Source organism: Streptomyces sp. NPDC015220, from assembly GCF_043079345.1.
GTDB lineage: Bacteria > Actinomycetota > Actinomycetes > Streptomycetales > Streptomycetaceae > Streptomyces.
Map to the genome: position 1 here is coordinate 861,723 of NZ_JBIBUK010000001.1, position 23,535 is coordinate 885,257.

At 74.4% G+C, this 23,535-nt stretch carries 22 protein-coding genes, 1 tRNA gene and 1 pseudogene; 13 read left to right on the top strand and 11 right to left on the bottom strand.

Annotated features, from left to right (window positions below; genetic code table 11):
* Positions 1–75: 75 nt before the first annotated feature.
* Positions 76–151 (top strand) — tRNA-Arg (locus tag ACF061_RS04025).
* Between the two features lie 257 nt (positions 152–408).
* Here ACF061_RS04025 and ACF061_RS04030 read toward each other — a convergent pair.
* The 3 genes and pseudogenes from ACF061_RS04030 to ACF061_RS04040 form a co-directional block, all read right to left on the bottom strand.
* Positions 409–517 (bottom strand): annotated as a pseudogene (locus ACF061_RS04030) (phosphotyrosine protein phosphatase); the annotation flags it as partial.
* A complete protein-coding gene (gene arsB / locus ACF061_RS04035) occupies positions 510–1,607 on the bottom strand; it encodes an ACR3 family arsenite efflux transporter (RefSeq protein WP_392265201.1) in 1,098 nt (365 codons plus the stop codon). The pseudogene ACF061_RS04030 and the gene arsB, both read right to left, overlap by 8 nt.
* Positions 1,604–2,011: an ArsR/SmtB family transcription factor gene (locus ACF061_RS04040; RefSeq protein ID WP_392265202.1), complete on the bottom strand. Its 408-nt coding sequence runs from the start codon at positions 2,009–2,011 to the stop codon at positions 1,604–1,606. Before ACF061_RS04040 ends, arsB begins: the two co-directional genes overlap by 4 nt.
* A gap of 78 nt (positions 2,012–2,089) precedes the next feature.
* Between ACF061_RS04040 and ACF061_RS04045 the strand changes: the two genes are divergently transcribed.
* Positions 2,090–2,563 (top strand): ArsI/CadI family heavy metal resistance metalloenzyme, encoded by a 474-nt coding sequence (locus tag ACF061_RS04045; protein WP_392265203.1) that lies wholly within the window; start codon positions 2,090–2,092, stop codon positions 2,561–2,563.
* 224 nt (positions 2,564–2,787) lie between these two features.
* Here ACF061_RS04045 and ACF061_RS04050 read toward each other — a convergent pair whose 3' ends face one another.
* The 3 genes from ACF061_RS04050 to ACF061_RS04060 all read right to left on the bottom strand — a co-directional run bounded on the left by ACF061_RS04050 (position 2,788) and on the right by ACF061_RS04060 (position 4,179).
* Positions 2,788–2,862: a 50S ribosomal protein bL37 gene (locus ACF061_RS04050; RefSeq protein WP_392265391.1), complete on the bottom strand. Its 75-nt coding sequence runs from the start codon at positions 2,860–2,862 to the stop codon at positions 2,788–2,790.
* A gap of 629 nt (positions 2,863–3,491) precedes the next feature.
* Positions 3,492–3,767 carry a hypothetical protein gene (locus tag ACF061_RS04055; protein ID WP_392265204.1) on the bottom strand — a complete coding sequence of 92 codons (276 nt, stop codon included), beginning with the start codon at positions 3,765–3,767 and terminating at the stop codon, positions 3,492–3,494.
* A 145-nt stretch (positions 3,768–3,912) separates the two neighbouring features.
* Positions 3,913–4,179 (bottom strand): hypothetical protein, encoded by a 267-nt coding sequence (locus ACF061_RS04060; protein WP_392265205.1) that lies wholly within the window; start codon positions 4,177–4,179, stop codon positions 3,913–3,915.
* A gap of 536 nt (positions 4,180–4,715) precedes the next feature.
* Between ACF061_RS04060 and ACF061_RS04065 the strand changes: the two genes are divergently transcribed.
* Positions 4,716–4,985 (top strand): chaplin family protein, encoded by a 270-nt coding sequence (locus ACF061_RS04065; protein WP_392265206.1) that lies wholly within the window; start codon positions 4,716–4,718, stop codon positions 4,983–4,985.
* 70 nt (positions 4,986–5,055) lie between these two features.
* On the opposite strand, the gene ACF061_RS04070 is transcribed toward ACF061_RS04065, so the two are convergent.
* From ACF061_RS04070 to ACF061_RS04080, 3 genes are all read right to left on the bottom strand, one after another.
* On the bottom strand, positions 5,056–5,922 hold the full coding sequence (locus tag ACF061_RS04070) for a tyrosinase family protein (RefSeq protein WP_392265207.1): 867 nt from the start codon (positions 5,920–5,922) through the stop codon (positions 5,056–5,058).
* A complete protein-coding gene (locus tag ACF061_RS04075; protein ID WP_392265208.1) occupies positions 5,906–6,406 on the bottom strand; it encodes a tyrosinase family oxidase copper chaperone in 501 nt (166 codons plus the stop codon). Before ACF061_RS04075 ends, ACF061_RS04070 begins: the two co-directional genes overlap by 17 nt.
* Before the next feature lie 150 nt (positions 6,407–6,556).
* Positions 6,557–6,868, bottom strand: coding sequence for a hypothetical protein (locus tag ACF061_RS04080; protein ID WP_392265209.1), 312 nt, complete (start codon positions 6,866–6,868; stop codon positions 6,557–6,559).
* Between the two features lie 682 nt (positions 6,869–7,550).
* On the opposite strand from ACF061_RS04080, the gene ACF061_RS04085 reads away from it, so the two are divergent.
* From ACF061_RS04085 to ACF061_RS04120, 8 genes are read left to right on the top strand one after another with little or no spacing between them, the layout of a single operon-like run.
* Complete coding sequence (locus tag ACF061_RS04085) at positions 7,551–8,657, top strand: DUF3344 domain-containing protein (RefSeq protein WP_392265210.1); 1,107 nt, start codon at positions 7,551–7,553, stop codon at positions 8,655–8,657.
* Positions 8,658–8,707: 50 nt separating this feature from the next.
* Entirely contained in the window at positions 8,708–9,988 is a 1,281-nt protein-coding gene (locus ACF061_RS04090; RefSeq protein WP_392265211.1) for a glycosyltransferase, read from the top strand.
* Positions 9,985–11,421, top strand: a complete 1,437-nt coding sequence (locus ACF061_RS04095) for an exopolysaccharide biosynthesis polyprenyl glycosylphosphotransferase (RefSeq protein WP_392265212.1) — start codon at positions 9,985–9,987, stop codon at positions 11,419–11,421. Before ACF061_RS04090 ends, ACF061_RS04095 begins: the two co-directional genes overlap by 4 nt.
* Positions 11,422–11,426: 5 nt before the next feature.
* Positions 11,427–12,770, top strand: coding sequence for an O-antigen ligase family protein (locus tag ACF061_RS04100; RefSeq protein ID WP_392265213.1), 1,344 nt, complete (start codon positions 11,427–11,429; stop codon positions 12,768–12,770).
* Complete coding sequence (murJ, locus tag ACF061_RS04105; protein WP_392265214.1) at positions 12,767–14,452, top strand: murein biosynthesis integral membrane protein MurJ; 1,686 nt, start codon at positions 12,767–12,769, stop codon at positions 14,450–14,452. The genes ACF061_RS04100 and murJ overlap by 4 nt, the downstream gene beginning before the upstream one ends.
* The gene (locus tag ACF061_RS04110; RefSeq protein WP_392265215.1) at positions 14,436–15,200 is read left to right on the top strand and encodes a polysaccharide deacetylase family protein; all 765 of its coding nucleotides are present in this window, start codon (positions 14,436–14,438) and stop codon (positions 15,198–15,200) included. Before murJ ends, ACF061_RS04110 begins: the two co-directional genes overlap by 17 nt.
* Before the next feature lie 55 nt (positions 15,201–15,255).
* Positions 15,256–16,407 carry a glycosyltransferase gene (locus ACF061_RS04115; RefSeq protein ID WP_392265392.1) on the top strand — a complete coding sequence of 384 codons (1,152 nt, stop codon included), beginning with the start codon at positions 15,256–15,258 and terminating at the stop codon, positions 16,405–16,407.
* Positions 16,404–17,063 carry a lipopolysaccharide biosynthesis protein gene (locus ACF061_RS04120; protein WP_392265216.1) on the top strand — a complete coding sequence of 220 codons (660 nt, stop codon included), beginning with the start codon at positions 16,404–16,406 and terminating at the stop codon, positions 17,061–17,063. The genes ACF061_RS04115 and ACF061_RS04120 overlap by 4 nt, the downstream gene beginning before the upstream one ends.
* A 56-nt stretch (positions 17,064–17,119) precedes the next feature.
* Here the strand turns inward: ACF061_RS04120 and ACF061_RS04125 are convergent, their stop codons facing one another.
* A complete protein-coding gene (locus tag ACF061_RS04125) occupies positions 17,120–18,478 on the bottom strand; it encodes a glycosyl hydrolase (RefSeq protein ID WP_392265217.1) in 1,359 nt (452 codons plus the stop codon).
* Between the two features lie 177 nt (positions 18,479–18,655).
* Here ACF061_RS04125 and ACF061_RS04130 point away from each other — a divergent pair, with 177 nt between their 5' ends.
* Entirely contained in the window at positions 18,656–19,942 is a 1,287-nt protein-coding gene (locus tag ACF061_RS04130) for an ATP-grasp domain-containing protein (RefSeq protein ID WP_392265218.1), read from the top strand.
* Entirely contained in the window at positions 19,939–21,210 is a 1,272-nt protein-coding gene (locus tag ACF061_RS04135; RefSeq protein ID WP_392265219.1) for an NAD(P)-binding domain-containing protein, read from the top strand. Before ACF061_RS04130 ends, ACF061_RS04135 begins: the two co-directional genes overlap by 4 nt.
* A 1,385-nt stretch (positions 21,211–22,595) precedes the next feature.
* Here ACF061_RS04135 and ACF061_RS04140 read toward each other — a convergent pair.
* A complete protein-coding gene (locus ACF061_RS04140) occupies positions 22,596–23,150 on the bottom strand; it encodes a chaplin (RefSeq protein WP_392265220.1) in 555 nt (184 codons plus the stop codon).
* Positions 23,151–23,535: the final 385 nt, after the last annotated feature.

Below are 23,535 nucleotides of genomic sequence, written 5' to 3' on the forward strand. Positions count from 1 at the left end.
GGGAGCCCTATCCTTGTCCCCGGCAACGTCACGGATCAGCCCGTACGGGCACCACGACAGAGGCCACCACACCAGGCCCCCGTAGCTCAGTGGATAGAGCAGGCGCCTTCTAAGCGCTTGGCCGCAGGTTCGAGTCCTGCCGGGGGCGCCACCTCCTATCAGTGAAAACGCCCTGGAGGGGATCTTCCCTCCAGGGCGTTTCGCGTCCATGACGGCAACGCTGACGGCAACGGCCCCGTCAATCGTCGGCCAGCAGACCGCCCAGCCTGTCGAGGGCAGCCCGCTTCTCCGTCATGTCGGCCTGGGCGTAAGTCAGGCACCGGAGTGCTCCGGGGCCTGACTTGTCGGCATGCGTTCGCGCTGTACAACGGGCACCTCGGCGGAGATGCCGATACCTGCCTCTGCCATGCGCGCGGTCGCCCGCGAGGCGGGTGAGGAAGGCGGCCGCCCTCTGGGAGCGTCCGGCGTTGTGGACGCAGACGAACAGCGCGGACGGCAGTGCGGCGGGGTCAGGCATGGGCGGGGTCTTGCTGCGGTGTGGAGACGGCGTCGGCGGTGAAGTAGCGGCGGGCGTACAGGGCGACGTAGACGAGGCCGATCAGTACCGGTACCTCGATGAGGGGGCCGACGACGCCGGCGAGGGCCTGGCCGGAAGAGGCACCGAAGGTGGCGACGGCGACCGCGATGGCCAGCTCGAAGTTGTTGCCCGCAGCCGTGAAGGCCAGCGTCGTCGCACGCGAGTAGTCCAAGCCGACCGCGCGGCCCAGGGCCATGGACCCGGCCCACATGACGGCGAAGTAGGCCAGCAGCGGCAGGGCGATGCGGGCGACGTCCAGCGGCTGTGAGGTGATCGCATCACCTTGCAGGGCGAAGAGGACGACGATCGTGAAGAGCAGCCCGTACAGGGCGAACGGGCCGATACGCGGGACGAGCCTGGTCTCGTACCAGGTGCGGCCCTTGGCCCTCTCGCCGATACGGCGGGTGAGGTAGCCGGCCACGAGCGGGATGCCGAGGAAGACGAGCACGCTGCGGGCGATCTCCCACACCGACACATCGAGGCCGGTCTGTTCCAGGCCGAGCCAGCCGGGCAGGACGGAGAGGTAGAACCAACCGAGCGCCGAGAACGCGATCACCTGGAAGACGGAGTTCAGGGCGACCAGGACGGCCGCGGCTTCGCGATGGCCGCAGGCCAGGTCGTTCCAGATGATGACCATGGCGATGCAGCGGGCCAGGCCGACGATGACCAGGCCGGTGCGGTAGGCGGGCAGGTCCGGCAGGAACAGCCAGGCCAGGGCGAACATGAGCGCCGGGCCGACGATCCAGTTGAGCAGCAAGGACGGCAGCAGCAGTCGGCGGTCGCGGGTGACGGTGTCGAGACGGTCGTAGCGGACCTTGGCCAGCACCGGGTACATCATCACCAGTAGACCCAGTGCGATCGGCAAGGACACCCCGGTCACGGTCACCTTCGACAGCGCATCGCCCAGGCCCGGGACCAGGCGGCCCAGGCCGAGCCCGACGGCCATCGCGGCGAGGATCCAGACGGCCAGGTAGCGGTCCACGAACGACAGGCGCCCGGCGACGTTCCCCTCAGCGGTGGCAGCGCTCACGAGGCGGCCCCGGCAGGCGCGGTACGGTCGGGCAACGGCTCACCCGCGGGACGGGTCAGGATGCCGGCGAGGCGGTCGGTCGTCTCCGGGACGAGCCGGTAGTAGACCCACGTGCCGCGCCGCTCGCAGTCGATCAGACCGGCCTGCCGCAGCAGCTTCAGGTGATGCGAGATCGTCGGCTGGGACAGGTCGAAAGCCGGGGTCAGGTCACAGACGCACACCTCACCGCCCGCCCGCGAGGCGATCATCGATAGCAGGCGCAGCCGTACCGGATCGCCCAGCGCCTTGAACACCTTCGCCAACTCGACGGCCTGGTCCTCGTCCAGGGGAGCAGTCAACAGCCCGGGGCAGCAGGCTGCGGTTTCGTCGCTCTGACCGGGCACCACCAGTTCTTGATTCGACATGCCTCTATGTTGACATCCTTCGACGCAGCGCGGAACCTTGCATCGACAGACGTCAAATCAACCGATGGGAGTCGTGCCATGTCCCGCGCTCAGCTCGCCCTGCGCGTCAGCGACCTGGAGGCGTCGATCACCTTCTACTCGAGGCTGTTCGGCACCGAACCGGCCAAGCGGCGCGACGGCTACGCCAACTTCGCCATCGCCGAGCCCCCGCTCAAGCTCGTCCTGATCGAGGGTGAGCCCGGACAGGAAACCCGCCTCGATCACCTCGGCGTCGAGGTCGAGTCCACCGAGCAGGTGAACGCCGCCACCACCCGGCTCAAGGACGCCGGCCTGGCCACCTTCGAGGAGAACGACACCTCCTGCTGCTACGCCCTCCAGGACAAGGTCTGGGTACACGGCCCCGGTCGAGAGCCTTGGGAGGTCTACGCCGTCAAGGCCGACGCCGACACCCTCGGCAAGAGCGCCGATCCCAACGCCTCCGGCGACGGCTGCTGCACCGGCCAGGCCGCCGAGGAGGCACCGACGGCAGCCGAGTGTGCTTGCAGCCAGTGAGACCCCAGGTTCTTCCGCCGCCTGTCCCTCGACGCACCGGACGCAGGCGGCGGACTCGGCCCACTCGACCACCCGCGTGGGCGGGATGCCGTCGTCGAGCCGTTCGGTGAGCCGACAGGTCCACAGACCGCCCGACGCGCCGGAAGCTCACGGGGCCGCGATCACTCGTCGATCCTGCCGGGGCGCTTCCAGCGTGATCGCCCCCGGCGGCGCGCTCGGTCGGCTCAGGCGTTGGGACGCTTGCCGTGGTTGGCCTTCCTCTTCTTACGCGCACGTCGTTTGTTGCCTCGCGTGGACATGACGCATATCTCCCTGATCGCGACGTTTCACACCTTCCTCAGTCTAGATTCGGCGCGGGGGTGCGCGCATCAGCGGTGCCGCAGCCACAGATGCCGGGCCCGTCATTCATTGCGCGTCCCCGGGCGGACGCGCGCCACGGTCGTGCCACAGGGCTTTTTGCTGGTCAGGGCGTGTTCACCAGACGCGACGAGGCCGCGGGCACTCCCCTGTCCAGCAAGGGAGGGTCCGGGGCCGTCCGGCTGTCACCGGGCTTTCGCGGGTGGCCGTGGCGAAGTTCGGCCGACGCTTTCCGCCGGGACCGTCAGCCGACGTCCGGCCCGGTCGACAGCCGCACCTGTGCCCGTGTCTTCCAAGCGCTCGGCCGCGGGTTCGGGTCCTGCCGGGGGCGCAGCGCCGCACCATCCTCCGGGAAGGTGACCCCCGCCGGCCGCGCCTTCCTGACGGGGAAGGCGCGGCCGGCCGGACAAGTGCACCCGGACGGAGCACGGCGCCGTCCGGCACCCGGGCCGGAACGCAGACACGTCGATGGCCGGGACCCGTACGGGTCCCGGCCGTCTCGCTGCGTGGGGCATGTCCGATCGACGGATGCCGACGTGGTCAGGGACGCGTCGGCCGCCCCGGTCGGGTGTCAGGACTTCCTGTCACCGACGACGAAGGTGCTGCCGCAGGGGCCGCCCGTGCAGCTCTGCGACTGGTCGGCGACGACGTGCACGTTGCCGCGCTCGTCGCGGTACACCATCTTCTGTTCACAGCGAACGTTGCCGCTGCCGTCCTGGACGCACGAGCCGGAGCCGCTGGAACCGCCGGAACCGTCATGGGCGAAGGCCTGGGCGGCGCCGCCGCCGATCAGGGCTACGCTCCACAGCACTCCCGCCGCGACTGCGATCTTCCGTGAATTCAGCATGTGCATACTCCTTTTGCGGTCTATCCCCCGTAACTGGACGACAGGGACAATCAAGCCTGAACCGGCGAGAGCCAGGGGCGGGCCCCGGGCCCCGGACACCGAGTCCGGGTCCCGGGGCCTGCCCGGATCACCTAGTCAGCGATCGTCAGCCGCCGAGGGCGAAGCCGTTCGAGCAGGCCGTCGAGACGCCCTGGTCGACAGGCTGGTTCGACAGGATGTCCAGAACCTGGACGTTCACGCGGCTGATGTTCAGAACGCCCTGAACAGTGTCGTTGCCGCACGAGTTGGACTGGTGGCTGTCGACCTTGAGGGCCGGCTCGTCCCCACCGTGGGCCTGCGCGGCACCGGCACCGATGAAGCCGACGCTGCCGAGCATGGCCACCACGACCGCGGCCTTCTGGAACTTGCGCATTACCTCTCCTTTTCGCGTCACTACAGCCCGTTATGGGCTGATCACTGACAGTCGTCAGACTAGACAGATTTCGCCGCTTTTGACAGGCGAAACGCCCATACGCGTAACTTTTCTCAAAAGTGCAGGTCGCGGCGGGTCTTGCGGGCCGCGGGCGGCGCGTCGCGCGCCCGTCGGATCCGGAACGGGATCCGGAACCGGCGCGCCTGAGCCGCCGACAGGGCGGGAACCGGGCCGACGGACCGGACCGACGGACCGGACCGACGGACCGGGCCGACGGGGCAGGAGCCGCGCCGACGGAGCCGGGACAGCGCCGTTCCGGCCGCAGCCGGGGCCGCGCCGTCCCAACCCGAGCCGCCGCGCCGCGTCCGAGGCTCACCGATGAGAACCGCCGTCGACCCGGCGAAGCAACCCCATCCCCTTCGAAAGGGGTGATCCGGGGAGTTTCGCCGTGACCGGTAGGGGATCTCCGCGTTGAAGGGGAGGTGCGGCCGCGCGTCCTGCTGCCGCACCTCCCCGAATCAACAAGGAGAACAGTGATGTCTCGCATCGCGAAGGCCGCCACCATCGCTCTCGGCACGGGCGCCGTGGTGCTCGGCGGGGCCGGTCTCGCCTCGGCGGGCGCCGGCGCCTCGGCCGTGGCGAAGAACTCGCCCGGCGTCCTGTCCGGGAACGTGGTTCAGGTCCCGGTCCACGTGCCCGTCAACGTGTGCGGGAACACCGTCAACGTGATTGGCGGTCTCAACCCGGCCATTGGCAACGTCTGCAAGAACGGCGGCCACCACAAGAAGCACGGCTACGGCAACTGACATGCTTTGACGGCACTTCTCACAAGCGCCCGGCCGGGTTTCCCCCGGCCGGGCGTTTTCGCGTGGTGTCTCAGGCGTACCGGTAGATCCGGCCGACGTCCTCCAGCTCGTCCGGTGTGACGTCCCACGGCGGCAGCCTCTGGTGCCGCGCCACGATCCGGTCGTGCTGTCCGTCACCGGCTCCCGGCGGTGCGGCGGGCAGGTAGCGGGCCCCGCGGTGCCTGCGCTGCCAGCGGTACCACTGGAGGTCGATGAAGGCGTGGTGCAGCCAGAAGACGGGGTCGTTGACGGAGGCGGCGCCGAGCATGGTCCCGCCCACCCAGCGGTGCACCCGGTTGTGGTTGCGCCAGGAGACGCTGCCCCGGCCGGTGCCCCACCCCTCCAGCTTGTTGCGGAAGCCCCGCCCCACCGTCGAGTCCCAGGGCGCCGCGTCGTAGACGGGGTCCTTCAGCGCCCACTCCAGTTCGCTCCTGGTGGGCAGTTCGATCGGGTCGTGGGAGCGGCCGAGGTCCCTGGTGAGGTACGCCTCGTCGGTGACGCCCACCTTGATGGTCCAGTTGCCCTCCCGGTGGGCGAACGGACCGGTCGTCACCCGCTGGTCCGGGCGGCGCCCGTCGCCGCCCAGGAGGTCCGCCGTCCAGGGTGCGGAGCCGGCCGTGCGGTCGCGCGTCCAGTCCCAGTACGGCACGGTCACCGAGGAGTCCACCCGGCGCAGCGCGCCTTCCAGATCGAGCAGGAAGCGGCGGTGCCAGGGCAGGAAGGAGGGCGCCATGTGCGCGGTGCGCAGTCCGCTCTCGCCGTCCGGGGAGAAGTGCTCGATGTGCGTGCGCACGAACTCCTCGTACTCGCCGCGCCGTTTGACCTCCAGCAGCGCGTTGACGAACCGGCGCCGTTCGGCGCGGGTGAGCGCGCCGACGTCCTTACGCACGTACGCCATGCCGGTCCTCCGAGTGCGTCCGTCCCGCGTCCGCCGGCCCCGGGGCCACGTCGCGCAGCCGCCGGCCCGGGCCGAGTTCGTCGACGGCGGCGCGGGCGGCCTCCAGCGGTGTCCGGTACGGCTGGTAGTGGTCGACCATGCTCAGCCAGGTGCCGTCGGCGCGGCGCATCAGGTGCAGGGGGCGGCCGTCCACGGTGACGTGCCACCGGGCGTCCGCGGCCGCCCCGCGGGCGGGGGTCCGCAGCCCGCGGATGCGGTGACCGCGATAGGTCTCGTCGAAAGCGGCGCCGTCCGGCGTGCCGCCGGGCGCGGGACCCGGGCTCGACCACCGGGAGGCGGTGGCCACCGGGACCAGGGCGGCGAGCGCGCAGAAGAACACGGAACGGGCCGCGTCCCGTCGTGTCCTGCCCGCCGGTCCGGCCCCCGCGGGATCCCGTGCTCCCTCCTCGGCGTCCGCCGGTGCTCCGCCGGTGCTGACGGCCATGGTTCACTCCTCGTGCGGTCGGGTTCTCCGTAAGCCGTGGCCGCCGAACACCCATGCGGTCACCACCGCGCGGGCGGGACGGTGGCCGTGCACATGGAGGGACGGCCCTCGGGCTCCGCCCGGGACCGTCCCTCCGCGCGACGTCGTGCCCTAAAGCGCCAGCCCGCCGTGGAACGGCTTGGCGTCCTGCAGCGCGGTCGTGGCGTCCTTGCTCGTGTGGTGCAGCGGCCGGGCGTCGTTCAGCGCGTTCGCCGCGCCCTGTGCCGTGCGGACCAGCGTTCCGTTGCTGCCGGTGCGGGGCAGGTCCGACTTCTCGATCAGCGGCGCCACTTCGAGCGGGAGGCGGGTGTTCACGTTGCCGCTGAGGCCGGTGGTCGCCACGTCGGCGGCGAACGCGGGCGTACCGACACTCGCGGCGATCAAGGACCCGGCAACGATGGCGGCAGCCTTCAGGGACTTCATCGTGTTCCTTTCTTCGGCAACGCAGGTCGCCGGAGGGAGAGTCTGTCGCCGTGCCTAACGAGCCCTGGCCGGGGCGGAAACCGGAGGGGCCGAAAGTCGCAAGTCCTCATATGAGATCTCCGCCCGCACCGCGGCTCGGCGCGCCGGGCGGCGAGAACCGGAAGCAAGCCGGGGAGAAGGTCCGAAGGCCGCCGGAAGGACCCGAACGGCGGCGGCCGTGGAGGGTTCCTTCCGCCGGGCGGGTGGTCTCCGGGCCGCCGTCGAAGCCCCCTGCCCGCCCGCGACCGGTCATGGGCCTTCCGGCCCTCCCGTGTCTCCCCCGTTGTCCGGTCGTTCCTGATGGAGCGGTGTGCTGCGCCGACCGGACCGGGCCCGTCCGGGGGAGCCGCGCCGGCCGCCCGCCCCGGCGGCGCGCCGCACGCGGCGGCTTCACCGGCCGGTTGCACGGCGGACCGGCGCGCCGCCCGGGGCGGAAGGCCGGTGCGCCGCGGCGGGCGAGACGCCGGTGCGCCGTCGGGAGTGCACGAGCTGGTTTCACCATTCCGACACACTTGTCCGGTTTCGACATATTCGCCCTTTTGGCAACTAGAGTTGCGTGCCTCCCCACGCACCTCCAGGCGGACACACCGCACTCATGCCGCTGCTGTCGCCGCCGCCTGCTTTCGAAAGGGCAACGACAGTCATGCGCCATTCCCTTGGTCCGCTGCTGCGCCGCGCCACGGTGGGCGTACTCGCCCTCGGCGCGCTGTGGGTGCCCGGCGGCTCCCCCGCCGCCGCGCCCGTCGCCTCGGCCGCTCCGGAGGCGGGACGCCTCGCGTTCGACGAGCGCTACCGCGCACTCCAGCACGGCGGCATCGTGCGCGCGGCCAACTCCTCCGTCACCTGCCGTTCCGCGTCCGGGCAGAGCGGGCCCTCGTGCTCCGCCGCGCAGACGGGCGAGCGGGGGGTGAACGGCGACTTCGACACGCTCTACATCGACGTCGACGGGGACCCCAACACGTACAACTCCTCCTCCGCGGAAGTCCGCATGCCCGCCGGCTCGCGGGTGTCGTACGCGCGCCTGTACTGGGGCGGCAACCTGCGGGTGGGCGAGCAGAAGCCGTCGGAGGAGAACGGGCGGGTGCTGATCGCCGAGCCGGGCGGGGCGTACAAGGAGGTCGTCGCGGACACCGCCATCGGACACCGGGTGGCGGACGGCGCGGACGCCTTCCAGGCCTCGGCGGACGTGACCCGGCTGGTACGGGAGAGCGGGTCGGGCCTGTACACCGTGGCGCAGGTCAACGTGGCCGGCGGGAAGTCGGCGGCCGGGGCCTGGGGCGGCTGGACGCTGGTCGTGGCGTACGAGAACCCGGCGGAGCCGCTGCGCGACCTCGCGATCTGGGACGGCTTCGCGCCGCTGCGGTCCGGCGGCGACCAGGAGATGCGGCTGACCGGTCTGGACTTCCCGTCGGGCGCGGGCGGCCGCGCCGGTCTGGTCGCGTACAACGGCGACCGGGGCACCACGGGTGACTACCTCACGCTGACCACCGGCCGCTCCGGGTCCGCCGTCGACCTCACCGACTCCGCCAACCCGGCCGACGACGTCCTGAACTCCACGATCAGCGAGCCCGGCGACGCCCCCGCGGCACGCGTGCCGGCGTACGCCAACACCCTCGGCTACGACTCCGACGTCTTCGGCCTCGGCGGACTGCTGCGCGACGCCGGCGACCGGATGACCCTCCGGCTCAGCTCCGAGCGGGACGCGGCGTGGGCCGGCGTGCTCTTCGCCGCCGTCGACACCGCGCGGTGAGCGCCCGGCGACCGCCCGCCGCACGCATCGCCGTGAGCGGGAACACCGGCGTGGCCACGCGCCGTGGACCGCGGATCCTGCACCTCACCCAGCCGGTGGACGGCGGGGTCGCGCGGGTCGTGACCGACCTGGTCCGAGCGCAGCTGGCCGACGGCCTGGACGTCACCGCCGCCTGCCCGGACAGCGAGCTCACCGCTCGGCTGCGGGCCCTCGACGCCGACGTCCGGCACTGGTCCGCGACCCGGTCGCCGGGCCCGTCGCTCGCCGGGGAGGTACGGCGCCTGGCACGGCTGATCGACGAGGTGCGCCCCGATCTGGTGCACGCGCACAGCGCCAAGGCCGGGCTCGCCGGACGGCTGGCGGTGCGCGGCCGGATCCCGACGGTCTTCCAGCCGCACGCCTGGTCGTTCGAGGCGGTCGGCGGCGTCACCGCGGCCCTCGCCCTGAAGTGGGAGCGCCGGGCGGCACGGTGGGCCGCGCGGGTGGTGTGCGTGAGCGAGGCCGAACGCGCCACCGGGGAGCGCGCCGGGATCGACGGCCGGTGGACCGTCGTCCCCAACGGCATCGACCTCGACCGCTTCCGCCCGGCCCCGGCCGGCGCCGTGCGGGCCGGGCTCGCACCGGCGGCCGGCCTCGACCCGGCGGCGCCGCTCGTCGTCTGCGTGGGGCGGCTGTGCCGGCAGAAGGGGCAGGACGTCCTGCTGCGGGCCTGGGAGGCCGTCGTGCGCGAGGTGCCCGACGCCCGGCTCGTGCTGGTCGGCGACGGACCGGACGGCGACCGGCTGCGCGCCGGGGCCCCCGGGTCCGTGCTGTTCACCGGCGCCGTCGCCGACTGCGTCCCCTGGTACCAGGCCGCGGATCTCGTGGTCCTGCCCTCCCGCTGGGAGGGCATGGCGCTGGCCCCGCTGGAGGCGATGGCGTGCGGGCGGCCCGTGGTGGTCACCGACGTCGACGGCGCCCGCGAGAGCCTGCCGCCGTCCTGCGCCGCCCGGTTCCTGGTCCCGCCGGAGGACCCGGCGGCGCTCGCCGGGACCGTCACGGAGCTGCTGCTCGCCCCGCAGCTGCGCGCGTCGCTGGGCGACCGGGCCCGGCGGCACGTGCTGTCCACCCACGACGTACGGCACACCGCCGAGCAGATCGCGGACGTCTACCGCGAGCTGCTCGGCATCCGGCCCGCCGGAGCAAGCGCGGCCCCGTCCCGAGTGGGCCGACGCGCCCGGGCCCGCGGCGGCGAGCACGGCCGGCCGCTCGACACCGGACGCGGCACCGAGGCGGACCGGACGACACAAGGTGTCCAGCCCACCGAGCACAGGGAGTCGAACCACTCGTGACCGCCGAACGCACCAACACCGTTCCCTCCCCCGGCGTACAGCCGCGGGACGACCAGATCAGCGCACCCGTCTCGATCCTGCCGCCACGCGGCTCCGCCCCCGGTTTCCGCCTGTCCCTCGCGCGGCGCCCGGCGCGGCCGGCCTCGCCGGTGCCGCTGCTCGTGGCGGACGGCGTCGCCGCGCTGCTGGGCACGGTGGCGCTCACCGAGGCCCAGCGGCACCCGCTGCTCGTCGCCCTGCTGATCGCCGTGTCGCTGCTGCCGCGCCCGCGCGGCGGCCGGCCGCCGGTGGCGGGGCTGCTGGAGGAACTGCCCGCCGTGTGGGGCCGGGTGGCGGTGGCCTGGCTGACGCTCGCGGCGCTCGCCGCGGCGTACGGGCCGGAGCACGCGCTGTCCCTGCGCACCGTGCTGACGGGCCTCGCGCTCCAGGCCGCGGTCTGCTGCACGCTGCGCGGCACCGTGCACGGACGGCGGCGCGCCGCGCTGCTGCGCCGCCCGCGGACCGCGCTCCTGGTCGGCCCGGTGGCGACCGCGCAGCGGGTGGCCGCCGCCGTGCTGCGGCACCCGCGGTGCGGTGTGCGGCCGGTGGGGATCGTCGCCCCGCAGCCGGACGGCGGCGAGGGCCTGCCCGTGCTGACCACCCCCGAGGAGGTCAAGCGCGCGGTCATCCAGAACGGGGTCAGAGCCGTGCTGGCCGTCGGCCCCTCCGCGCGCACCGAACAGGAGGGGCTGCTGCGGGCGCTGGCCGAGTCCGGCTGCGCGGTGTGGGAGCTCGACGCCGCCGCTCCCTCCTACACGGGGGGCGAGCGGCTGGCCGGGTTCTCCTGCCGGCGGCTGGACATGTCCCCGGAGCGCCGCGAGGGCCTGGGCAAGCGGGCGCTGGACGTCCTCGTGTCGGGGACGCTGCTGCTGCTGGTCAGCCCGTTGCTGCTGGCCTGCGCGGTGGTGCTGCGGGTCACCGACGGGCCCGGCGTGGTGTTCCGCCAGGAACGCATCGGCCGGAACGGCAAGCCGTTCACGCTGCTGAAGTTCCGCACCCACCGCCCGGTCGACGAGCACGAGTCGGCGACCCGGTGGAGCGTGGCGAACGAGAACGAGATGCGCCGGTTCTGCCGGATGCTGCGGCGCTCCTCGCTCGACGAGCTGCTCCAGTTGTGGAACGTGCTCCGGGGCGACATGAGCCTGGTCGGGCCGCGCCCCGAGCGTCCCTTCTTCGTCGCGCAGTTCAGCCAGACCTACCCCGGCTACGCCGCCCGCCACCGGATGCGGGTCGGCCTCACCGGCCTCGCCCAGGTCCACGGGCTGCGCGGCGACACCTCCATCGAGGACCGCAGCCGGTTCGACAACGCCTACATCGACGACTGGTCGCTGTGGCAGGACGTCTGCATCCTGCTGCGCACCGCGGCCGCGCTGGTCCGTCCCACGGGGAGCTGAACGACGTGAGTCTCGCCCTGACAGCGCTCCCGCGCCGGGCCCGCGCGCTGCCGCCCGTCACGGCCGCGGTGGCCGTGGTCGCGCTGCTGGCCCTGCCGGTGACGCCGGGCGGCGCGGAACCCGCCGACGTGGTCTCCGCCCTGATGGTGCTGTACTGCCTGGTGCTGCTGCTGCGCGAACGGCGGCGCCCGCTGTCGCGCGCCGCGGCGGTGGTGCTCGGCCTGCCGGTCGTGGGACTGGCGCTGGCCGCGATGGGCGCGTCATCGGCCGAGACCGGGATCGCCGGACTCGGCCGCTATCTGCAGGTCTTCGTGCTGGTCCCGGCGGCCGTACTGCTGCTGATCCGCGGCCGGTCCGCCTTCCGGCTGCTGGCCTGGTCGTTCGTGGGACTCGCCCTCGTCCAGGGGGCCATCGGCGTGTACCAGTACCTCACCCGGACCGGCGCCTCCTACCAGGGCGAGGACGTCCGGGCGGTCGGCACCTTCGGGGCGCAGGACGTGATGGGCATGGCGACGGCGGTGGCCCTCGGCCTGGTGTGCGCGGTCGGGATCGCGCTGGGCCGGTCCTCGGTGCGGCAGCGGGCGACGGCCGCCGGGTGCGCCCTGGCGCTGCTGGCGCCGCTGGCGTTCTCCTTCAGCCGGGGCGCCTGGATCGCGACCGCCCTGGCGTGCGCCGTGCAGCTGGTGCTGGCGGGGCCGCGCCGTGCGCTGGGAGCGGCCGCGGGCATCGCCGCCGCGGCCGTGGTCCTGGTCGGCGGGTTCGGCGTCGGCACGGCGCAGTTGCAGGAGCGGATCGACAGCATCGCCCAGGTCGCCGACGCTCCCGACCAGTCGGTGATCGACCGGTACACCCTGTGGGCGTCCGCCGTCGGCATGTGGCGTCAGCACCCGCTGACGGGCGTCGGGCTGAAGGGCTTCCCCGAGTACCGCGACGGGCACGCCACGCTGGCGCTGTCCTCGGGCGCCGAGGTCGCGGGCGCGCGAACGACGTACCGGAGGCAGCCGCTGCTGTCGCCGCACAACATGTACCTGCTGCTGCTGAGCGAGCAGGGCGTGCTCGGGCTGGCCGGGCTCGCCGGGAGCTGGCTGGTGCTGCTGGTGTGCGGGCTGCGGCGGCTGCCGGGCGTACGGCGGCACGGCCCCGGGCTGGACTGCGCGCTCGTCGCCTGCGGGCTGCTGGTCTGGCTGCTGACCGACTTCGTGTACGGGGACATCGGGGGCCCCTCGACCGTGCTGACCGGCCTGGCCCTGGGCCTCGCGGCGTGGTGGGCGCTGGCCGGCGGGCGGCGGGCGGCCGTGGCGGCGCGCGCCGGGACGCCGCAGCGCGCCGGGAAGGCCGTGGCGCGATGACAGTGCAGCCCTCGCCCCCCGGGCCGCCGGCCGACGCCACGGCGGCCGTCCCCGCGGCGCGCGCCGCCGCCGAGTCCGCGGGCGGCGCCGAAGCGCCCTCGGCCTCCCGGGGCTTCCTCGCCCGGGCGACGATCGTCACTGCGTCGCTGTCCATCGTCGGCTCCCTGCTCGGCCTGGTCCGCGACCAGGCGCTGGCCCGGCTGTTCGGCGCGGGCAGCGACACGGACGCCTTCCTGGTCGCGTGGACCGTGCCGGAGTTCGCCTCCACCCTGCTCATCGAGGACGGTCTGGCGCTGGTGCTGATCCCGGCGTTCAGCATGGCGTTGGCCCGCCGTGCCCGGGGCGCCTCGGGCGATCCGGTCCGCGCGCTGGTGGGCTCCACCCTGCCCCGGCTCTGCCTCGCCCTCGCCGCGGTGTCCGCGCTGGTGGCCGGCGGGGCGCCCTGGCTGGTCCGGGCGCTGGCCCCCGGCCTGCCCGACCCCGGGCTCGCCGCCGACTGCACCCGGCTCACGGCGACCTGTGTGCTGGCCTTCGGACTCGCCGGGTACTGCAGCGCCGCCCTGCGCGCGCACCGCCGCTTCTTCGCGCCCGCGGCGATCTACGTCGCCTACAACACCGGCATCGTCGCCGCGATGTTCCTGTTCGGCGAGCGCTGGGGGGTGCGCTCGGCCGCGGTCGGGGTCGCGGCGGGCGGCTGCCTGATGGTGGCGGTGCAGGTGCCGTCCCTGTGGCGGCAGCTCACCTCCCGCGCGCCGGCGGAGCGCGGGAGGGGGGAGGGCGCCGAGCAGCGGCCCATGCAGCTCGTCCTGGTCGCCGCCGTGCTGCTGTTCGCCCTGTGCCGCCAGTCGCAGGTCCTCGTCGAACGCTTCCTCGCCTCCACCCTGCCCGCCGGGGCCATCTCGCACCTGAACTACGCGCAGAAGGTCGCCCAGATCCCGATGACGCTGTCGCTGATGCTGTGCACCGTCACCTTCCCGGTGGTGGCGCGGGCGCTGGCGGACGGCGACACCGAACGGGCCCGCAACCGGGTGCAGCGGGACCTGGCGCTGGCCTCCGGCCTGGTGCTGCTGGGCACCTCGGTGGTGATCGCCTGTGCCCCGCAGATGACGGAACTGCTCTTCCAGCGGGGTGCCTTCACCGCCGGCGACACCACCGCCACGGCCGACGTCATGCGCGTGTACGCGCTCGGCCTGCTGGGCCAGACCCTGGTGGGCGCCCTGGTGCGCACCTACTTCTCGGCGGGCCGGGCCACCTGGTACCCCGTCGGCGCGATGGCCGCGGGCATCGCCGTGACCTCCTGGACCGGCGCCGCCACCGTGGGCGCCTTCGGCGTGGCGGGCATCGCCGCCGCCAACGCCCTCGGCATCACCGTCACCGCCGCCCTGCTCCTCGCGGGCCTGCGCACGGGCCGGCGCACCGACGCGCACAGCGTCTCGGTGCGTGTCCGGCAGGTGCTGGCCGAGTTGAGCAGGCCGGTGCGCGCCGCGGTCGTCGCCACGGTCGCGGGCGCGTTCGTGGCGAGCCGGCCCGGCTCGCCGGCGGCGGGCCTGGTGGCCGGCTGCCTGACCGTCGCCGTCGTCTTCGTCCCGCTCACCCTGGCCCTGGGACCCCAGGGCCGCACCTCCGCACTGCGCTCCGTACGCACCGTCACACGAAGGCTCACACATGGCCGCATCCGTTGATTCCGCCGTCACAGGCCGCCCCCCGGTCCCCCGCTCCGGCCCGTTCCCGTGGGTGGCGATGTACCACTCGGTGGGCGACTGCTCGGACGACCCGTACCGCGTGACGGTCACCCCCGAGCGGCTCGAGCGGCAGTTGTCGTGGCTGCGCCGGCGCGGCCTGCGAGGCGTGTCCATGACCGAGCTGCTCGCCGCCCGCGCCCGGGGCGAGGACCGGGGCCTGATCGGGCTCACCTTCGACGACGGGTACGCCGACTTCGTCACCAGCGCCCTGCCGCTGCTGCGCCGCTGGGGCTGCCGCGCCACCCTCTTCGTCCTGCCCGGCCGGCTCGGCGGCGACAACGCCTGGGACCCGCTCGGCCCGCGCAGACCGCTGCTCGCCGCGGACGGCATCCGGCACGCCGCCGCCGAGGGCGTGGAGATCGGCTCGCACGGGCTGACCCACGTCGACCTCACCCGCGCCGACGACAGCACGCTGCGGGCCGAGGTCGCCGAGAGCCGGGCCCAACTCACGGAGCTGACCGGCGTCCGCACGGACGGCTTCTGCTACCCCTACGGCACGATCGACGCCCGCGTCGTCGAGGCGGTGCGCGAGGCGGGCTACGCATACGCCTGCGCCATCGACCCCGGCCCGCTGACCGGCCCGCACGCCCTGCCGCGCGCGCACGTCGGGCAGAACGACACCGCCCTGCGCCTGCACCTCAAGCTCCGGCTGCACCGGCTGCGCCGGCGCCCGGTGGAGGGCCTGTGAGATGAGCGCGACCACCACGACGGGCGCGGCCGCGGCCGCGAGGCCGTCCTCGACGATGCGGGCCCTGCACGTCATCACCGGCCTCGGCGTCGGCGGGGCCGAGCAGCAGCTGCGACTGCTGCTGCGTCACCTGCCCGTCGACTGCGACGTGGTGACGCTCACCCACCCCGGCGCGGTCGCCGAGGGGCTGACCGCCGACGGCGTCCGCGTCGTGCACCTCGGCATGGGCGGCAACCGCGACCTGGCCGCGCTGCCGCGCCTGGTCCGGCTGATCCGCGCGGGCCGCTACGACCTCGTGCACACCCATCTGTACCGGGCCTGCGTGTACGGCCGGCTCGCCGCGCGCGTCGCCGGGGTCCGCGCTGTCGTGGCCACCGAACACTCCCTGGGCGACTCGCAGATGGAGGGCCGCCCGCTGACCGCGGGAGTGCGCGCGCTCTACCTCGCCAGCGAGCGGCTCGGCTCGGCGACGGTCGCCGTCTCCCCGACGGTGGCCGACCGGCTCAAGCACTGGGGGGTGCCCGCGCCCCGCATCGAGGTCATCCCCAACGGCATCGACCTGGACCGCTTCCGCTTCGACCAGGAGCGGCGCGAGCGCACCCGCCGGCGCCTCGGCCTGCCGGAGGGCGCGTACGTCGTCGGCGGCGTCGGCCGGCTCGCCCCGGGCAAGCGGTTCGACGTCCTCGTCCGCGCGCTCGCCCTCCTCCCGGAGGACTGCTGGCTGCTGCTGGTGGGCGGCGGCCCGGAGGAGCACGTCCTGCGCCGCACGGCCCGCGAGGCCGGTGTGGCCGGGCGCGTGCTGTTCACCGGGGAACGCCCGTACGTGCCCGACGGCTCCCCGGGCCCCGACCTGCCCTCGCTCACCTGCGCGATGGACCTGCTCGCGGCCCCGTCCACGGAGGAGGCGTTCGGCCTGGCGGTCGTGGAGGCACTGGCCTGCGGCCTGCCCGTCCGCTACGCCTCCTGCCCGGCCGTCGAGGACCTGCCGCCGTCGGCGGCCGGCGACGCCCGGCGGGTGCGCGGCGGCCCCGAGGCGTACGCCCGTGCGATCGCCGAGGCCCGCGCCTCGGGTTCCGCGCCGCGTATCGCGCCCCAGGCCGCGCACCGCTACAGCATCACCCGCAGCGCCGCCCGGCTCATGGACGTGTACGCCGCCGCGGTCTCCAGTTCGTCGTCCCCCTCACCTTTGGGAGCAAGCCCGTCATGACCGACACCCCGACCCGCCGGCGCCACCTGTCCCTGGACCGGGTCAGGAAGCTGCCGTCCTGGTCCGTGCTCGCGGCCGGCGCTCTCGTCGGCGGCCTGCTCGGCGGCGCCTACGGCATGCTGACACCCGCGACGTACACGGCCACCAGCTATGTCGTCGCCGTGCCGACCAAGAAGTCGGACCCCGGCTCGGCCCTCGGTTTCGCGCAGGCGTACGGCCGTGTCGCCACCCAGCCGGCGGTGCTGGCGGACGCGCGGAAGCAGGCGGGCGTGCCGGTGCGCACGCTCCAGCGGAACGTGCAGGCGGCGACCTCGCCGGACGCTCCGATGGTGGCCGTGTCCGCCACCTCCTCGCGCCCGGCTCTCGCCGCGGACATGGCCAACGCCGTCTCCCGCGCGCTGACCCTTCAGGCGAACGCCGCCAAGGGCAGCACCCAGGTGCAGCTGGTGCAGTTCTCGCGGGCGATGACACCCACCGAGCCGACGTCCGCCTCGTCGGGGGTGACCGCCCTGGTGGGCGCGAGCGCCGGCGGGCTGCTGTGCGGCCTGGCCCTGCTGGCCCGGCCCCGGCGGGCCGGCCGGGACGAGGGCGACCCGGCGCCCGCCGCCGCGGTGCCCGCGCCGGCCGTCGCCGCCGACGCGAAGGGCCGGAAGTGACGACGGTGCTCCCGGCCGGGCCCGTACGGGCGGACGGATCCGAACCCGCCGCGGCACTAGGACCACCCGTCGAAGCGGACGCAGAGCCTGCCGCCGAGCCAGTGCTCCACCCAGCTGCCCAGGTTCAGCGTCGTGCAGTTCGCCGGGGGCGGTGGGGTGCCGGGCGTGTCCGGCCGCGGCGCCGGGGTCGGGGTCGTGGTCGGGACGGGGGCCGGCCTGTCGGCGCGTCCGAAGAGGAAGGACCGGTAGACGTGGGACGCCCTGGGATTGGCCGGGCACTGCCACACGCCGTGCGGGCAGTAGTCGGACAGCGTGTTGTAGAGCGGCCTGTGCTCGTCCATCCACGCCAGCATGTGCCGCATGTACTCGGCGTTGTCGCCGTTGCGGAAGAGCCCCCATTCCGGGTAGGAGAACGGCTTTCCGTGGGCCTTCGCGAATTCCACGTGGGCCCGCAGTCCGAACGGCTCGTTCACCTGCTGCTCGAAGGAGATACCGGCCGGCTGGTCGTAGGAATCCATTCCGACGATGTCGACCGTGTCGTCGCCCGGATAGCACTGGGTCCAGGGAACGGCGTCCAGTCCGCGGCTCGGCGTGAAGTCGAAGCGGAATCTCTGCCCCGGCACCGAGCGCATCGCGGTGACGATCCGGTTCCAGTACTTCTTCCACGCCTCCGGGTCCGGCCCGCAGCGGTGGGTGTAGGTGGCGCCGTTCATCTCCCAGCCGAGCACGAGAACCGTGTCCGGCACCCCGAGCCGGACCAGCCGCTCGGCGAGGACGCGGAAGTGGTGGTCGAACGCCCCCGCCGCGCCCTGCCGCAGCAGCCGTGCGACCTCGGCGTCGGGGACGCCCGCCTCGTTGTGCTCCTGCAGGGGCACGTTGAGGACGAGCATCCGGTCCGGTCTCTCGCCGCGCCAGCGGGCCCACGCCTGGAGGAAACCGGGCGCGCCCTCGATGTCGGCCCAGCTGTCGCCGGGCAGATAGGTGTGGCCGACGCGGAGGTCCGCGCCGCCCAGCCAGTGGCTGAGCTGCGGCAGCCGGGCCACGCCACCGGCGTCGGAGCTGAGGAAGGCGCCGAAGGCCGGGAGCTGGGCGACCGGCGCGGGCATGGCCATCGGCGGCCGGACGACGGCCGGCGGCGTCGGGACCGAGGGCGTGATCACGGGCACCGGAGGGACGGCCGGGACGGTCACCGCGGGTGCCTGGGGCACGGGCGGGACGGTCGCCCCGGGCACCTCGGGGACGGCCGGAACGGTCACCTCGGGCACCACGGGGCTGGGCGCCGGAGGGCGTGGATCGGTGGCTCGCACCACCTCCACGCCCACCGCGGGACCGCACGCCAGGGTGGCCGACACGACGGCGACCGCCGCCCCCAGTGCCAGCCGCCGGACCCGCGTCCGCCTCTGCTCCGGTGCCATACGTGTTCCTTTCGTCGCCCCGGTCCGGAATCCCGCCCATGTTCCCCATATTGACGGCCAGTCATATGAAGTCAGGCACAGGAAAGCCGGTGGCGCCACCGCCGTCGCGGCTTTCGAGTGCCGTTCTCGCCCGTATGGGTGAGCCGATCCGAAGAAACCGCCAGGAAAAGAGAGCCAGTGCCGCTGCTCGACATCCGCGTCCCCGCCGTAGTGCTGCGGATCGACCGGAATCCCTTTCACCACGGAACGCTCGGAGCCGTGCGTTCGCTCGGCCGGGCGGGAGTGGAGGTCCATGTCGTCGCCGATGAGACGCGGAGCCCCGTCCGCAGGTCGCGTTATGCGCACGCCATGCATTCCCCGCCGCCTCCGGGGGCGTCCCTGGACGACATCCGCGCCGTACTGCGCCGCGTGGCCGACCGGATCGGCCGCCCCGCCGTGCTGGTCCCGATGGACGACGCCAGCGCCGTGGCGGCGGGCCGGATGCGGGACGACCTCGCGCCCGCCTACCTCCTCCCGGCGGTGCCGAGCACGCTGGCCGAGCGCGTCGCCGACAAGGCGGAACTGGCCGCCGTGTGCGCCTCGGCGGGCGTCCCGCACCCGGTGACGCTGGTCCCGGACAGCGCGGCGCGGGCCGCCGAGGACGCGCGCCGGCTCGGGCTGCCGGTGGTGGCGAAGTGGAGCCGGCCCTGGCTGCTGCCCGCCGGCGGCGACCTGCGCAGCACGGTGCTGGTGCGCTCGGAGCGGGAGGCCCGGGAGTTGTACCTGCGCACCGAGGAGGCGGGCAGCCCGCTGCTGCTCCAGGCGTACCTGCCGCCGGGCGAGGACCTGGACTGGTTCTTCCACGGCTACGCCGACCGTTCGGGCGCCGTCCACGCGGGCGGGCCGGGCCGCAAACAACTGTCCTGGCCGCGGGGCGCGGGGCTGACCGCGGTGGGCCGCTGGACGCCCAATCCGCAGCTCCAGGCCCTGGCCGAGCGGCTCGTCGGCGAGCTCGGCTACCGCGGCGTCCTCGACCTCGACTTCCGGCGCTGCGCCGTGACGGGCCGTTACCACCTGCTCGACTTCAACCCGCGCCCCGGCGCGCAGTTCCGGCTCTTCGCCGACGGCACCGGGCTGGACGTCGTACGCGCCCTGCACCTGGACCTGACGGGGCGGCCGCTGCCGGCGCCCGCCCCGCTGGCCGGGCGGGCGTTCGTGGTGGAGAACTACGCGCCGCTGGCCGCGCTGCGCACGGCGTCCGGCGGGCGCGAGCTCGCCTGGTACGCCCGGGACGACCGCGTCCCCGGCTGGACGATGTGGGCCCTCTGGTGCGGCCACGTCTCCCGCCGGCTGCGGCAGCGGCTGAGCGCTACCGCGGTGGCGCCCGCGTCCCGTCCGATCCCCCGCCCGGCCCCCGGTGCGGCCTCCTCTTCCTCACCCTCCCTGCCCTCCCTGACCGACAACGAGAAAGCGAGCAGTCGATGAAGTACGACCTTGTGGTGGTGGGCGCGGGCCCGTACGGCCTGTCGATCGCATCCCACGCCGCGAGCGCCGGGCTGAACCTTCGCGTGTTCGGCCGGCCGATGGCCTCCTGGCGGGACCACATGCCCCGCGGCATGCTGCTGAAGTCCGAGCCGTGGGCGTCGAACCTGTCCGACCCGAACGGCCGCTGGCGCCTGGACGCCTACTGCGCCGAGCAGGGCCTGACGGCGCGTCACGCCGAGCCGATCCCGGTGGAGACGTTCGCGGCGTACGGCCTGTGGTTCGCCCGCAACGCCGTGCCGGAGGTGGACGAGCGCATGGTGAGCCAGGTCTCCTCCGGCACCGGCGGCTTCACGGTGGTCACCGAGGACGGGCAGGCCGTGCAGGCGCGGACGGTGGCGATGGCGGTCGGCGTGATGCCGTTCATCGAGGTGCCGCGGGCCCTGCGCGGGCTGCACCCCTCCCTGGTGACGCACAGCAGCGACCACAGCGACCTCGCCCGGTTCCGCGGCATGGACCTCACGGTGATCGGCGGCGGCCAGGCGGCCCTGGAGACCGCGGCCCTGCTCGCCGAGCAGGGCTCGCGGGTGAGGGTGCTGGCGCGGGCGGACCGGCTGCGGTGGAACGACCTGCCGCCGGTTCTGGAACGCTCCTGGTGGCAGTCGGTCCGTTCCCCGCACAGCGGCCTCGGACCCGGCTGGCGCAACTGGTTCTACTCCGAGCGCCCCAACCTCTTCCGGCGCCTGCCGGAGCCGACCCGGGCGCGCATCGCGGCCACCGCGCTGGGACCGGCGGGCGCGTGGTGGGTCCGGGACCGGGTGGAGGGGGCGGTGGAGCTGCTGCCCGGCCACGAGGTCGCCTCGGCCGCCGCGATCCCCGGCGGCCTGCGGCTGGAGACGGTGAGCCTCGACGGCACGGTGCGGTCCGTGGAGACCGAACACGTCATCGCCGCCACCGGGTTCCGGACGAGCTGCGAACGGTTCGGCATGATCTCCCCCGACCTGCGCGCGACGCTGGCGGCGCTGCCCGACGGTTCTCCCGAGGTCGGGCGCGACTTCGAGTCCTCCCACCCCGGCCTGTTCCTCGCCGGCCTGGTGACCGCCTCCGGCTTCGGCCCGGCCATGCGGTTCGTCCAGGGCGCGACGTTCACGGCGGGGGCTCTGGTCCGAGGGGTGCGCCGCCGGCTGCGAACGACTCCGGCGGGCGTCACGGTCCCGGTGCCGGGACGGCGCGGCACCCGCAACACCTCGCCCTCCCCGGTACGCCACTGACGGCTGCCGGATCCGGACGACGCCGCCCGGCCCGGCGCGGACCACCTCACGGGGAGGTCCGCGCCGGGCCGGCGCCGTATCCGGAGGTCGTGCGTACGGGCGGCCGGTCCGGGCGGTGACGCGTACCGGCCGGCCGGCTCGGGCGGTGGCGCGTACCGGGCCGGCCGTCCCGGGGGGCGATCCGCGCATCGGGCCGGGGCCGGTCCCGCCGGGTGACCGATGCCGGGGCGGGCCGCGTCGCGCGATGACTCGCGCCGCTGCGGGGGCCGCCTCCCACCGTGGCCCGCACCGGTCGGCGGCGGGTCGTGCCCCGGTGGTTCCCGTGCCGGTCCGATCCCGTGCCGGTCCGATCCCGTGCCGGTCCGATCCCGTGCCGGTCCGCGGAGGCCCGTCCGGGTAGGGCCGTCCGCGCGGGTGGGCCGTGCGCCCGCCCGGGGACGACACCTCGCGTATCCGGTGCGCTCCGGTCCGGAGCGCACCGGGCGCCGGGTGCGGGCATGGGGCAGGCGCGGGGCACGGGGCAGGCGCGGGGCACGGGGCAGGCGGGGAACACGGGACGGGGACGCCGGCGAACCGTTCGGGAGGGGCTTCCCCCCGGTCACGGGATGCGCTGCCGGCCCGGGCTGCCGCCCCGGACGCCCAGTCCGGCTGGGAGACGCGCCCGCGTGCGCGGTCCGGAGTGCGGTCCCAGGCGCGGAGCGCGTCGGTGTCGTCGCTCGCCGCCCCCGTTCGAGGACCGCACCTGGCGGGCCGGCGCAGTCACGTCACCTTCGTCGCCGCCGCCCAGGTACTCCGCTCTCCGAGAGCGCGGTGGTCCCGGGCATTCCAAGGGGCCGCCAGGGGTTCCGGGGGGAGGTGACTCCGGTGCGCGGGCCGATGTGCCGTCTCCGGCAGGGCTCGGCGACAGGGGCGGGGCGGCGGAGGTGCTCACCGGGTCGTCGAGGCCACGGTGCCGGGTGTTCCCGCGCCCCTGGCGGCCCGGGCCGGATGCGCCGGTCCCGGCGTACTCCTCGGCGGCCGGGCGGCGGACCGTCGTCCGGCCGCCGAGGAGTTTCCCGGGCCCCCGGAGAGGGCTCCGGTCCGGATGGCCCGTGGGGCCGGTCGGGTCGCTCTGGAGCCGGGCGATCGGCCGGAGACGACGGAACGCCGTCCGCGACGAGTCGCCCCGGGCTCGGCGAAGGAGGTCCCGCCGGCCCGGGAACCGGGAACGCGGGTCCGGCCGGACCGCTCGCGCGGCCGTGTCCGGGCTCAGCCCATGCCGACGCTGTTGCCCATGGGGGGCGCGCCGGGACGGGGAGGGGGTGCCACTCGGGTGGGGTGCGTTCGGTCGTCCGAGTGGGGGGTGGGTGCCGGACGGGTCGGGCCGGCACCCGGGTGCGGTGCCGCTACCGGTGGATGGCGGCGCGGCCGCGCCGGTAGAGCATCGCCCCGCCCGCGATCAGCACGGCACCGGCGGCTCCGGCCACCGCCGTGGCCTTGCCGCCGGTCTGGGCGAGCTGCGGCGGCTCGTGGGGCTTCTCCACGGCCGCGGGCGGAGTGTGGCGCGCGCGGGTGGGCGGCGGTGTGGGACGGGGCTTGTGGGAGCGCGTGGGCGGCGGTGTCGGCGCGGAGGAGGTGGGCGGAGTGGTCTCGCACTCCTCCTCCTTGCCGTAGCCGGAGTCGCCGTACGAGGAATCCGACCGGTCCTCGGCCTCGCACGGTCCGTTCTCGCAGGAGTTGCCGAACGCGCCGTTGAGCGCCGCGACGCCGTCGACGGTGTTGCCGCACGCGTTCACCTGCACCTCGACCGGTGCCTGCACGTTGTTCCCGGAGAGCACTCCGGGGGAGTCCTCGGCGGTTCCTGACGCGAACGTGTCGGCGAAGGCGGAGGTGCCGGACAGGGACAGAATGCCCGTGGCGGCGGCCGCCGCGAACACTCCCCTGCTCAGGGTCTGTCGCAATGTGGTGTCTTCCTGTGTGAAGAATGGGGAAGGCCGGCCCTGGAACCGGGAGACCGAGTTCTCGTGGCGCCGCATGCCCTACTGCTTCATCAACCCGACACATGACGATTGGTGGCGCAAGTTCACCCGGTTGGACCGGGTCCGCGCCGACGGGCCGCGGGCCCGGCCGACGAACTCACGCCTGCCCCGCGCCCCCGTGCTTCCGGACAGCGGGCCCCCGGAGCACGCACCCGGCGCCGCGAGGCCCCGCCGGGGCGGACGGCGGGAGTGCGCCGGGCGGGCCCGGGGTCTTTCGTTCGGAACATGCCGGATCAGGGAGCGGGGTCTGGTGATGGGGGTGCCTCCCACGCCGTTCAGGCGGTGGGGGAGCATCGCAAGGCGGAGG